Here is a 13,369-nt window from a genome sequence, read left to right as displayed (position 1 = left end):
TTCAATAACCATAATTGTAATATCGAAATTTGGCAAAGTCAAGCAAATTGCATAGTTAAGCCTTATTAATTCAGCTTCTTAGCCATCAAGCATCTTTATTTTGCCGTTTTCAGCTGCTTATATACATCGTTAATCAACATATAAGCGTCTCCGTTGGTAAGCTCTTGTTTGTTGGAAATCGAATCCACCGTAGCTTTGCTAATGAAACCAGTTGCCTGCAATCCCTCCACAAATTTGCCTTGCGGGATATTCTGCTTAAGCAAGCTGGCAATCATTTGCGCTGCAGAATCCAAGGATACTGGCTGCTTCTGAGGCTCCTTTACCCCCGAAATGACCGCCGCGGCACTCCCCGCCATAGCGGCCGGATTAAATTTGCGCATTCCCTCCAGCACATTTACCATTCTTTGCTGATTGGAAGGCTTGTCCAGTTCAAATTCATTTTTGTAGCCGCCGGTCGAAAGCCCTAAGGTAATAGCTGTTTTCAAACCTGCATAAGATTTATGCTCCATATACGGAGCCGCTTTAATGGCAAATGGCTTCAGATCCATTCCTTGCTTATTCAATATATCCTGGAGTTTGGCGATTGTTTCCTTGGATGCTGACATTTGCCGGAATGTGGCATTTTGCTCTTGTGCCAGCTTAGCTGCCGCACCCGCAGCTTCTCCTTCAGCCATACCGACAGGAACGACCCGTGCGCTTCCATGTGGCAAGGTATCATAACTGGCTGCCCTGCCGACTACAAGCAGTCCGTCTACTTTAAGCGGAACCAGGCTGCGGAAAGGCACCGCATATTTATCAGGGTCTATAACAACAGCACCGTTATCCTTAGGGCTTGTTCGCTGAATATCGACCGGATAACCGCCAAATGCGATTCTATCCCACTGATCCCGATTTTCAAGCAGATCTATTATCGAAAGTCTGTATTCACCTTGCATATGCCGTGATTCACGTACATACAGCTCCGGAGCAATCCCGGCTAATTCAACACCTTCAAACTCAGCATACTGCTGCTTCAAGTAGGCAAGCACATGCGGCAGTTCATCCTCGGCGATTTTCCGCGCTTCCTCTCTGGATTTAGGGTCAAACGGATCGATATTAAAAATTTGCAGAGCATTTACAAGCATCGTATTATCATTTTGCAAACCGCCATTTAGCCCGCGCATACGAACACGCTCTTTATTGACAGCAGGATATTCCTGCATTTTATCAAAGCCCCATAGGCTCTTTTCATTGATCCCGTATTTCCCCTGCCCTTTGTCCTCGGCAGCAATGGTTTTGCCAAACTGCTTCCACCGTTCCGGTGTTATATTGTTCAATCGGAATACCGCTGTAACAGCCATTCTGCTTTTCGGATCGGCAAGATCCTCGCGGCCTGTTGTGAAAGGTACTCCGGCTGCAGCAGCAATATCACCGTCTTGTGTTGCATCGATAACGGAATTGGCTTGTATTGCCTGCTTACTGCCGTCTGCTTTAGTAACTGTAACCCCGCTAACTTTTGCAGCGCCTCCTGCAGCAGCAGTTATTGGATCAACGGCTTTTGCTTTCATTAACAAATCGATATTTTTCTCTTTTGACACTAATTCATAGAATGCATTGGCCGCAGTAGTCACATCGAAGGAATCTCCTTCAATTTTGCCATACCATTCGCTAAAAATCCCTTTATTCATAATATCGTGCTTGGAGATCAAATTTTTCGTTGGCTCATAGTTCATATCGATACTATTTAACCAGCCCTCGGTAAGAAGCCCTCCCAGAACATCACGATTTCTAGTTTCAACCAGCAGCGTTTTCAGCCCATTCCGCGCTGCGGATACAGCAGCTGCAACCCCTTCAGGATCTGTCCCTACCACAATAACATCATAATTGTTTTTGATATCCTTTGAAGACTTCACTTCCACTAATGCCTGTCGATGGCCGCCGGCTCCCGCTTTTTTAACAACAAGTGAATAGACTGCAGCACCAGCAGCAGCCACCAGCAAAACTGCAATTATAACGAGTATCCATCCTCTTAGATTTCCGTTAGAATAACCTGATTTTCCCATTTTGCACCTCATAAGCTATGTATTTTCCATGAATCGGTATATACTATTAACGTTACTAATTACATTTGGTTACAATTTTTTTGTTATAATTGCTTATTTCATATAAATTCCCTAAGCAACTCTCTCCGTTTATCCTAAAAGAGCTGATCCCAGTGCAGCTTAGGTGGGGATTAATAAAACGCGTCAAAATAGACCTTCGGGGAAGGCTGTCACTCCGGAGGTCTACTCGACTTACTGTTTATTAACGAAAGGTTTTACGCGGCTGCTGCTTCATTTGTTCGCTAACCGAGGAATAATCCGCATGCAGCTCATTCCCGCTTAGCCCGGCAGCGATCATACCTGTCGAATCTGCCACACTGCAGGCCAGCAGCTGCTGTACCGGCATCGTAGCGATTTTTTCTTTGGCGGATTGTTGCATGGCGAATAAGCTCCTTAATCTAGTTGTGTAAGGATATGCTTATTTTGTCCAAATCCGTCCCAGCTTAACCAATCGTGAACGAAGTCGATTCGCCAGCTGCTGCTAGCGGCTTTCAATAATTAACGTAACCGGACCATCATTAACTAGAGAAACATCCATCATAGCTCCGAATATCCCCGTTGCAACCTTCAAGCCTTGCTCCTGCAAAAGCTCATTAAACCGCTCGTAGAGAGGCTTGGCCTGCTCAGGACGAGCCGCAGCCATAAAGTTGGGCCGCTTTCCTTTACGGCAATCTCCGTACAAAGTAAACTGAGAGACTGATAGAATTTGCCCCCCCGTTTCGGTAACTGAACGATTCATTTTGCCTGAATCATCCTCGAAAATACGGAGTCCTGCAATCTTCTCCGCAGCATAACGTGCATCTTGCTCCGTGTCGTCATGCGTTATGCCTACCAGCAGCACAAGTCCGTGCTCAATAGCACCTACAGCCGCCCCATCAACGGTTACATGGGCCTGCTTGCTGCGCTGAACTACAATTCGCATCCTCTTACACCCTCACTTTTAAATATACTTGCTTTTATACTTGCTTTAGGACTGCATAATCCGCTGCACGGAATAAACATCCTTAACCCTCTTTATTTTCTCAACTACGGAATGCAGATGCTCAATATTACGGATAAGAATGGTCATATGAATAACGGCCATCTTATTTTTGTCCGAACGGCCGGAAACTGCTGACATAACCGTTTTACTTTCCGAAACCGCCTGCAGTACTTCGTTTAAAAGTGCTCTGCGGTCATGGCCGGTAATCTCAATTTCCACATTATAATTGGCCTCTACGGAATCCGCCCATTCAACCTCAATCATCCGGTTGCTCTCGTCACCGCTTTCGGGAGCAGGAATATTCGTGCAATCCGCTCTGTGAACGGAAACGCCTCTACCACGTGTAATATATCCAATTATGGAGTCGCCGGGCACCGGGTTACAGCATCTTGCGAAGCGAACTAGTAAATTATCCACACCTTTAACCCGAACACCATGTGTAGGGCGTCCTTTTCGCTCAACAGGCGCTTTAACTTCCTTAATCTCGTTCGTAAGCTGCATCGCACTGAGCTGAGCTTCCTCCGCTTCCTTGCGCATCTTCTCGGTCAGACGAGTTACAATCTGAGCGGCCGTAATACCGCTAAAACCAACAGCAGAGAACATATCCTCAACTTCGTGGAAATTGAACTTTTTGGCAACCTCGAATAATTCATCTTCTTTCATCAGCGTATGCGGTTCTATACCGAGCCGCTTTAGCTCACGTTCAATCGCATCCTTGCCTTTCTCAACATTCTCCTCGCGTCGTTCCTTCTTAAACCATTGGCGTATCTTGCTCCTCGCATGTGAGGATTGCGCCAGCTTAATCCAATCCTGACTGGGTCCATACGAATGCTTAGATGTCAAAATTTCGATGATATCGCCTGTCTTCAGCCTATGGTCAAGAGGTACAATACGTCCGTTGACTTTGGCGCCGATCGTTCGATTGCCCACCTCCGTATGAATCCTATAGGCAAAATCAAGCGGAACGGAGCCGGCCGGAAGCTCGATAACCTCGCCTTTGGGCGTAAATACAAATACAAGATCGGAGAAAAAATCCATTTTCAACGATTCTACGAACTCAGAAGCATCCTCTGCATCCTGCTGCAGCTCGAGAATTTCACGAAACCAGCTGACTTTATCCTCGAATGTTCCTGACGGCACTGGACTGCCTTCTTTGTAAGCCCAGTGCGCGGCTACGCCGTACTCGGATGTTTTGTGCATTTCAAAGGTTCTGATCTGTACCTCAAGCGGTTCACCTTTGGGCCCGATCACCGTTGTATGAAGCGATTGGTACATATTCGGCTTGGGCATGGCAATATAATCCTTGAAGCGTCCGGGCATTGGCTTCCACAGCGTATGAATAATACCGAGTGTTGCGTAGCAATCCTTAATATTTTCGACAATGATACGAAGCGCGAGCAGATCATAAATTTCATTAAACTGCTTATTACGCGCAGTCATTTTCTTATAAATACTGTAAATATGCTTAGGCCGGCCTGAAATATCCGCTTCCGTTCCCATTTCAGACAGCTTCTCTTGAACATTATCTATAACATCCGCTATATATTGCTCACGTTCCGTTCGCTTTTTCTGCATCAGGTTGACGATTCGGTAGTATTGCTGCGGATTCAAATAACGCAGAGCAATATCCTCCATCTCCCATTTAATCGCAGAAATACCCAGTCTATGGGCAATTGGACAAAATATTTCGAGCGTTTCATCCGCTATCCGGCGTTGAGCTTCCTCGGATTGATGCTTTAATGTACGCATATTGTGAAGGCGATCCGCCAATTTAATTAAAATAACACGGATATCTTGAGCCATCGCTACAAACATTTTCCGGTAATTTTCGTTTTGATGCTCTTCCTTGCTCTTAAACTTAATTTTCTCCAGCTTAGTCAAGCCGTCAACGAGCATAGCACAGGTTTTACCGAATTTTTCGTTAACCGTTTCGAGAGATACCGTTGTGTCCTCGACAACATCATGAAGCAGCGCCGCTATGATTGAAGTCGTATCCATTTGCATATTAACCAAGATTTCGGCAACCGCTAATGGATGCAAAATATAAGGTTCACCAGACTTGCGAACTTGGCCGGAATGCGCCTGTTCCGCAAACTCATAGGCTTCTCTTATACGCTTCAAATCATTTTCTTTTATAAAGCCGGACGCTTTCTCAAGAAGCTGCTCAATCCCCATTCGCTTATCCATTCCCTTAATTCGATTTTAATTCATTATGCCTTTCAAATAGGGGTGCCGTCAACTTATTTGCGCTATTTCGACATATTTTGTCGATAACAAGAGCCTATTATTACCAGAAGTGTTAGCGGAGCAATACCATCAAAGATTTCTAATCGCTTCTTTTATAAAATTCCTTCGCTCCAAGATATAACTACGAATCATCTCAGGCTCACCGTCAAATACAGATAATGCCCATTTTCTAGTTAAATCGCTGTGAATATGCGGAGCAATATGACGTGTCATTAGCTTAGCTGCCGGCAAGATCTTTTTTACTGTAAAATGCCGCTTCAAAATATGATTAAGTAAAAGTTTATATTTTTTTCTGATTAGAGGAAATGCCAGCAATTTTTTTGTAAGCTCATTGTATCCGGTCACTTTAACGAGATCACTTCCGATTTGTTTTCCGAAGCAATTCCGCCCCCAAGTGCCTTCATAGTCCCAAGGGATCATCCGATATTTAAGTCTTGTTTGATGAAGATAAATCGCGTAATTTTGATCAAAACCGTCATAATTGCCTGTAAAAACCGCACCCGCCAACCAACGCAAATAGTTATCAATATCGAGTCTTTGATCCAAGTATCGTCCTAATTCCTTGCCTTTAAGCGTGTTGATCTTAAGAATAAAAGACTTTAAACGATTTATGTCTGCTTGTTTGCCAATAACCCTTTCATAGCCTTGGAATAGTGAAGCCTTTTTGCTTTGTGAATCCGGATTATAAAGTCCAAAATTGGCACTATCATTTCCGGCATAAAACAGGGATTGAACCGGAATCCCCCTTTGTCTGAAAAAACGTTTGTCCACAGCTTCAATTTCTAAATAAACTCCCAAACTTTGTCCGTTGATTTTAAGAAGACAGTAACGGGTTTTTGGGCTTGGCACACCAATCCATTGGAAAAATTGAAAGGATAACGCATTCCTAATCATAGAGGGGTCATCGTATTCCGCATTGTAATGATAGGTTCTACCTTTGTATATAATTTCGTATGATTTTTTTGGGTATTCCCTTGTATGTCCGCCGCGGTACCGCAGTTTAACCAACTCTTTTTTTCCTTGTATGACCATGTAAGCCTGCACAAAATTCGGACTCCAAACATTTTTTTGCAGCAGCTCTTGTTGCTTGGGGCTTATGGTTATAGTTCGAGTGATCCATTCCATCACATAATTCCGCCCTTCATTGAAAAAACAAAAAGCCTATCAGATTCGATAGACTTTATACGGTAATTCAATTTATTCAACTAAGTCCGCTACTGCCACTGGTTCTACTCTTCTACAACTTCATTTCCTCTGGTGCGGTTACCTATAGAGCGATTGCCAATCAAATGATGTCCGCATGGACAAATACGGCCTATACCATTTAATCTGTTGCCTATTGAGCGGAATTGCCCGGAACGGTTTCCGAATGACCGGTTACCTATTGCTATAGGACATACTCCAACTGACCGGTTGCCTATTGAGTGGAATAATCCGGATCGGTTGCCTATTGATCGGTTTCCTACAGATCTGTTACCTGTAGAACGGTTTTTTACAGAGCGATTCCTCTTGTTACAACCGCACTTTATTCTAGCCATAGTAAACTACCTCCTCATATAAGATAGTATAGCTTATGAAAAAAATAGAATAGATGACATGGACAACTCTACAAATTTCATTAACAAGTTTAATATAAATTGAATTTCTTTACTCTCATCAAGGTTTGAGGGTCCTAAAACAAAAAAGCCCGTATACACAAGGTATCGGACTTGATAGTCAATTAAATAGGGTTGCACTTCCCAATTAATAGGTAACCAAAGAAATCACATCAATATTGCCAAGCTTCTCTCTTCCGTTCAAATCAGCCAGTTCAATCAGGAACGCTGCACCGACAATGTTACCACCTAGCTGCTGAATAAGGTTAATGGAGGTTGCAATGGTTCCGCCCGTTGCCAGCAAATCATCGGCAATCAACACCTTTTGCCCAGGTTTAATAGCATCGTTATGCATAGCCAGCTTATCCTTACCATACTCTAGAGCATAATCCGCTTCAATGGTTTCGCCAGGCAGCTTACCGCTCTTGCGGATCGGGATAAAACCAACGCCCAAAGCTACAGCCAGCGGTGCACCGATTACAAAGCCACGAGCCTCTGGCCCCGCGATACAATCAATTTCAACATCCTTTAATTGGCGAGCCAGTTCGTTAATGACCTCTTTGTAGACCGGACCATTTTGAAGCAATGTAGTTATATCTTTGAAGCTAATTCCCGGTTGAGGGAAATCTTCAATAACGCGAATGTATTCCTTGAAATTCATATGATATCCTCCAATAATTGAATAGTTTGTTTCCTTTGGTCTAAAAGCCATTGAAGCAGCTCATGTGCGCTGGAATAAAGCAACGTTTGCTCGGCCTCAATACCATTCTGGCGACGTTGGTACAATAAGGATAGGCTTAACTCCTTCTTCCCGGTATTCACCGCAGGCATATAGCCATCTTCAGTCCGGTTGATTAACCCCAGTTCCATAAACACATCCAGCATAAACTGAATTAATGTTGGGGAAAGGCCTGAGCGTTTGGACAGAACTTGGAGAAAAGAAGCGCTCGGCAAGCGCTGCACTTTTTGCTGCTGCACAGCCCCATAAACCGTTTTAAACATATCTCTTGAGGGCAATGTTCCAGTATTTCTATCTCCACCCTCGAATACTGCATAAACCCTCTGAACATTTTGAGCCATCAGGAGAGCCCCGGCTAACTGTGGGAGATCCTCCGGAAGATCATATAAAATAAGATCATAGATGGATTCAAGGGACTGCTGTCGCGCTTGCTCATTAAGAGCAATACAACCGCCCTTCACTGACTTATCCACTCGCCAAACAGGTAATTTACCAAATTTATCCATCAAGGCTATTCCCTCTTGATGGAATATGAGAATAGCGGGACTCTTCTTCTCCCCTGTGTGCGCCCCAGACAATCTATCGGCAAGCTCGCTTAGTTTATGCTCAAGCTTTGACGCTCCTCGCCAATCAAATAGTTGTATGTGTGGAATCCGCAAATCCTGTATCATCATCTGCGGCTTGCGTACACCGTTCCATTCATTTATAGACAGCTCACCTATTACATCCAATGTTGCAGTTGATGAAATCCACGGAATCATTGTACCTTTATTAAACCCCACTGCATCCAAAGTAGCCGCGGCCGCAGCTTCAGCTTTACTCTGCTGAAGCGTAACTTTGATATGCTGATGCTCTTTCCCAATGGTTCTGAGCTCTTGGCATTTTATATTCGACAGCACAAACTTGGGTGTAGGATTGCCCATGCCGAATGGGCCAAGCTGCTCCAGCTGCTGAATCGTTTTCAAGCCGATTTCTTCAAGCGAGCAGGTCAAATCTGCCTGCAGCAAAGGCAACAAATCATCTGGAGTCAGCCACTCCTCCGCCAAAACATTTAACCTTGCTTCAAGCTCGGGCAGATGCTCTCTTTCCAAAGTCATTCCTGCTGCCGCTTGATGGCCTCCAAAATGCTTCATCAGATCCCCGCAATGGTGTAAAGCTTGATATAAGTCAAAGCCGGCAATTGAACGAGCCGATCCCTTGGCTAAGCCGGATTCCTTATCAATACCCAGAATAATTGTCGGGCGATAAAATTTATCGACAATCTTCGATGCGACAATTCCAATCACACCTACGTTCCAGTCCTCATGAGCTAACACGATGACCTTATTTTCGATGCCTGCCGCTTTCTTCTCTTCCATCATCGACATAGCCTGCTTCGTCATTTCTTCCACGAGCCGCTGTCTTTCTTTGTTAAGCTGATCCAAATCGAATGCTACATTTTCAGCTTCCAGCTCATCATCTGTAATTAGCAGCCGTACAGCATGATCCGCCTTATCCAGTCTCCCGCTTGCGTTAATTCTCGGCGCTAAGGCGAAGCCGATATGCGTTGCATTAACATCCTTAGGCTTAATTCCCGCCACATCAAGCAGCGCCCTTATTCCTGAATTTGAAGTAGACTGCATTTGCTTAACACCAAGCTTAACTATAATCCGGTTTTCATCCAACAACGGCATCAAATCCGCCACAGTTCCTATGGCTGCATACTCTAATAATTGCTCCGGCCAATATCCCAATAGAGCCTGTGCAAGCTTGAGCGCTACTCCTACACCTGCAAGCTGTTTAAAAGGATAGGAGCAGCCCGGCTTCTTGGGGTTTATTACTGCATAAGCATCAGGTAATAGCGGAGGCGGTTCATGATGGTCTGTAACGATGACATCGATCCCAAGTTCTCTAGCATAAGCAATCTCTTCAACCGCGCTAATTCCAGTATCGACAGTTATTATTAAATGAATTCCTTGCTCCTGGGCTGCAGCTAGTGCAGCTTTATTCAAACCATAGCCTTCAAGCACTCGATGAGGAATATAGTAATCGAATGAAGCCTCCAGCTGCTTCAGCAAATGCACCATCAATGCGGTGCTGCTAACCCCATCCGCATCGTAATCGCCATACACCCGAATTTTTTCCCCATTCTTCAACGCTTGGCGAATACGATTAACTGCTTTTTCCATCCCATCTAAAAGGAACGGATCATGTATACGATCCGTTCCTCCATATAAAAAGGCTGCGGCTTGCTCTTTTTCGGTTATTCCCCGAACAATAAGCAACTGTGCTAGCAGCGGCTCAATTTCAAGTTCCTTCGCAAATTGTTCGACCTGATCGGCATCCGCCTTGTTTGTGTTCCACCTTGCTCTAGCGTGAAGCATGCCGTTACCTCCTAAGTCCGTAAGCACATAAAACAACTATGCTCAACTTACCACTGTATACCATACTTTAATTATATCCCATTTTTCCAATGAGAGGTAGCTTTAATGCAATAAAGAAGGATGATCGTCATATTCAGGGCCTACATTATTTTTATATGGATATCCTGGATCATAAGGCTGGACTTGAATGAAAACATCCGAAATATGAATAAATCGCTTCATTAACGTTTGCTTCACTATTTTGGCTACATCATGTCCTTCCAATACGCTAATTCGAGGATTAACACTGATTTTCACATCAATTATTACATAATGCCCACGTTCGCGAGCTCTAAGATCGTCAACAGCAATAACGCCTTTAATCATCTGAACGGTGCGAAGCAGCTCAATCGGGTCTTCATTATGGATAATGGAGTTTATTTTCTTATGAATAGTACCTTTTAAAAGCCGGTAGCCTCTTATGAAAATAAGCATAGATATAAAAATTCCAGCAGCCGGATCTAAATAATACATATATTTATTTCCCAGGTAATTACCCCATATCGCTCCGCCGGTACCAACAAAAACGGCTATTGAAGAATAGATATCGGACCTGCGATCCCAAGAATTAGCAATGGATGCTTGACTTGATAATTGTTTGTTCACTCTGGATTTAAATATAAGTATGGCTTCTTTCATGATAATTGAAATAACAACTACAATAAATGCGATGGTTCCCGGAGGGGAATCGATTCCATTATAGACGGCTCTTGCAGATGAAATAAAAATTTCAATGCCAACAAGCAGAAGAAGTACAGAAACAATAATAGACGTAATGGACTCCGCTTTCACACTTCTATAAGGATCATCTTTATCAGACGAAGATTTAGCCGTGCTTAATCCAGTCAAAACAGCAAATGAACTCGCAACCTCGGAAGCTGAATGCAGCGCATCGGCGATCAGAGCCTTGCTGCCCGAAATATACCCAACTGCACCTTTCACTACCGTTATGACCATATTACAGGCTATTCCAATCCAAACGGCAAACTCCGTTTTTTTGAAACGTTCGTTCGACATGAGGCCACTCCTCCAAGCAATAAATGGTTTCCAATGTGCGTATTTCACTAAAGAAAAGCCGCCGAAACTCACCGTTTCGCGCGGCCGGGTATATTGTTGTTTTACGCTGCAACCTTCTTTTTAGAACCAATGCTTTTATTTTTGAAGTAGTAATACAAAGGTCCGGCAATACAAATTGATGAGTAAGCACCGCTGGTCAAACCAATAATCTTCGCCAGAGCGAACAATTTAATTGACTCGCTGCCGAATATCAACAAGCATATAGCAGCAATCAATACCGTTATTACTGTATTAACGTTACGGGCCATCGTCTGCCAAATACTGTCATTTAGCAAATTCGATAAATCATCGGAGGTTTTCAGCTTTGCAAACCTGAGATTTTCCCTCACACGGTCAAAAATAACGATTTTATCATTGATGGAATAACCGATAGTAGTAAGAATCGCTGCCATAAACGGTAAATTTACTTCAAAGCGAAAAATCGCAAAGAAGGAAATAACCACAAACGCATCATGAAGTATGGCAATGATCGAAGCAACTGCAAAACGCCATTCAAAACGGATCGTGACATAAATACAAATGGCGACACTTGCGATAGCAATTGCGACCATCGCTTTATTTCTTAGTTCTATCGCCATATCGGGAGAAACTGTATTGATCTCTTGGGATACTTTATCTCCGAATGCAGCAAGAAAAGTATCTTTAACCTTTTTCGTGGTGGCATCCGGCAAAATATTATCAAACCTCGCCGAAATACGATCCCCTGAAGTTCCACCTATCGTAATTACAGAAGGCTCAACTCCGGCATCCTTAAACACTTGCTCGGCCTTTGCTTTATCCACTGCTTGTCCAACGGTAATATCCATGGATGTACCTGCACGGAAATCGACACCGTAATTCAATGAGCTAACGAGGAGCATAATTAATCCTAGCACTGTGATGGCCAACGACAGGAAGTAAAACTTTTTCCGGTTCTTAATAAAATCAACTTTATAATCCACGGATTTCCGACTCCTTTACACCAAAGTAACCTGGCTTCTTGAACAAATTGCCACGTATGAGCAAATGGATTAAGAATCGGGCAAAAAATACATTCGTTACAATACTGAGAATGGTACTAAGTATCGTTATTAAAGCAAAGCCCCGGATTGCCCCATTACCTATTGTGTAAAGAACCGAGCTTGCAATAATATTCGTAATATTCGCATCCATTATAGTTCTGAAGGAATGCTTGGAGCCTGAACGAAGGGAAGACAGAATACTTTTGCCACTTCGAATTTCTTCCTTGATCCGTTCATATGTAATGATATTAGCATCCACGGCTATCCCAATACCCAATATGAAGGCCGCAATACCAGGCAATGTTAAAGTAGCATTAAGTAGATCGAATACAAGCAGCAGCAGCCAAGCATAAGTAATAATCGTAATAGCTGCTACAACACCAGGAATACGGTACAAGAGAAGCATAAAGATTAGAATCAATACGGAACCAATGATCCCGGCTTCAACAGTTTGATGCAAGGACAGCTGTCCGAGCGTAGCACCCACACTTTGTGTGTACTTCTCGGTCAACTTCAGAGGCAGAGCTCCTAAGTTGATTGTATCCGCCAGTTTCTTGGCTTCATCAAATGTGTAGTTACCGGAGATAGATGCCCGGCCATCAGAAAGCACCTGCTGAACGGTCGGGGCGGACAATTGGTTTTCATTCAGGTAGATAGCAAGCGGTTTACCAAGCAGCTTTTCTGTCACCTTACGAAACTTCTCTTTGTCCTTTACTTGGATTGAGATGTTTGGACGGTTGCCTTGGTCGAATTCCACCTTGGCCGCGCCCTCCACAAAGTCGCTCCCAATCATTTCTTTGGTTCCATCCGGTCCACGGAATGTTAATTCGGCCGGTTCTTTCATGATTTTACGAACTTCTTCTTCATTGGCGACGCCCGCAAGCTTAACACGGATACGGTCATTGCCCTCGGTTGTAATTTCCGGTTCAGCAATACCCAGATCGTCTGCACGTTTTTCTAGACTTGATGCCGTTTGTTTGAGTGAGTCCATGGTTACGGGTTTCCCAGCTTCGATAGGCTCAGCCACATACAAAATTTCAAAGCCACCTTTGAGGTCCAAACCAAGCTTTATGCTCCTAACCAGCTGCGGGCTTGTTATCGCAACCGATGTGAACACAACCACTACAATGGCTAGAAAAGCGATGATTCTTTTGATGTCCATTTACTTTCTCCTTCCATACTCAATATTCCTATTATACCCACCTGCGAAAATTGAGTCAATTTGACAATTTACGCAACAATAAT

11 protein-coding genes are annotated in these 13,369 nt (G+C 43.7%); all 11 read right to left on the bottom strand.

Going from position 1 to position 13,369, the window contains the following annotated elements; translation table 11 throughout:
• Window positions 1–95 precede the first annotated feature (95 nt).
• On the bottom strand, window positions 96–2,042 hold the full coding sequence (locus tag NV381_RS23165) for an FAD-dependent oxidoreductase (RefSeq protein ID WP_258215663.1): 1,947 nt from the start codon (window positions 2,040–2,042) through the stop codon (window positions 96–98).
• Between the two features lie 241 nt (window positions 2,043–2,283).
• On the bottom strand, window positions 2,284–2,460 hold the full coding sequence (locus NV381_RS23160; RefSeq protein WP_258215662.1) for a hypothetical protein: 177 nt from the start codon (window positions 2,458–2,460) through the stop codon (window positions 2,284–2,286).
• Window positions 2,461–2,562: 102 nt separating this feature from the next.
• Window positions 2,563–3,003, bottom strand: a complete 441-nt coding sequence (gene dtd / locus NV381_RS23155; RefSeq protein ID WP_258215661.1) for a D-aminoacyl-tRNA deacylase — start codon at window positions 3,001–3,003, stop codon at window positions 2,563–2,565.
• A gap of 45 nt (window positions 3,004–3,048) precedes the next feature.
• Window positions 3,049–5,238 (bottom strand): RelA/SpoT family protein, encoded by a 2,190-nt coding sequence (locus NV381_RS23150; protein WP_258215804.1) that lies wholly within the window; start codon window positions 5,236–5,238, stop codon window positions 3,049–3,051.
• 141 nt (window positions 5,239–5,379) lie between these two features.
• On the bottom strand, window positions 5,380–6,354 hold the full coding sequence (locus NV381_RS23145) for a CotH kinase family protein (protein WP_308862174.1): 975 nt from the start codon (window positions 6,352–6,354) through the stop codon (window positions 5,380–5,382).
• Window positions 6,355–6,539: 185 nt separating this feature from the next.
• The gene (locus tag NV381_RS23140; RefSeq protein ID WP_258215659.1) at window positions 6,540–6,848 is read right to left on the bottom strand and encodes a hypothetical protein; all 309 of its coding nucleotides are present in this window, start codon (window positions 6,846–6,848) and stop codon (window positions 6,540–6,542) included.
• 205 nt (window positions 6,849–7,053) lie between these two features.
• Window positions 7,054–7,566 (bottom strand): adenine phosphoribosyltransferase, encoded by a 513-nt coding sequence (locus NV381_RS23135; RefSeq protein WP_258215658.1) that lies wholly within the window; start codon window positions 7,564–7,566, stop codon window positions 7,054–7,056.
• Window positions 7,563–10,007, bottom strand: a complete 2,445-nt coding sequence (recJ, locus tag NV381_RS23130; protein ID WP_258215657.1) for a single-stranded-DNA-specific exonuclease RecJ — start codon at window positions 10,005–10,007, stop codon at window positions 7,563–7,565. The genes NV381_RS23135 and recJ overlap by 4 nt, the downstream gene beginning before the upstream one ends.
• 102 nt (window positions 10,008–10,109) lie before the next feature.
• Window positions 10,110–11,063 (bottom strand): cation diffusion facilitator family transporter, encoded by a 954-nt coding sequence (locus NV381_RS23125; protein WP_258215656.1) that lies wholly within the window; start codon window positions 11,061–11,063, stop codon window positions 10,110–10,112.
• 101 nt (window positions 11,064–11,164) lie between these two features.
• Window positions 11,165–12,064: a protein translocase subunit SecF gene (secF, locus tag NV381_RS23120; RefSeq protein ID WP_258215655.1), complete on the bottom strand. Its 900-nt coding sequence runs from the start codon at window positions 12,062–12,064 to the stop codon at window positions 11,165–11,167.
• A complete protein-coding gene (secD, locus tag NV381_RS23115; RefSeq protein WP_258215654.1) occupies window positions 12,054–13,286 on the bottom strand; it encodes a protein translocase subunit SecD in 1,233 nt (410 codons plus the stop codon). The genes secF and secD overlap by 11 nt, the downstream gene beginning before the upstream one ends.
• Window positions 13,287–13,369 lie beyond the last annotated feature (83 nt).

This window comes from Paenibacillus radicis (ex Xue et al. 2023), assembly GCF_024722015.1.
Lineage (GTDB): Bacteria > Bacillota > Bacilli > Paenibacillales > NBRC-103111 > Paenibacillus_S.
The sequence above is the reverse complement of the archived record's forward strand: the minus strand, read 5'-3'. Positions and strand labels throughout refer to the sequence as shown.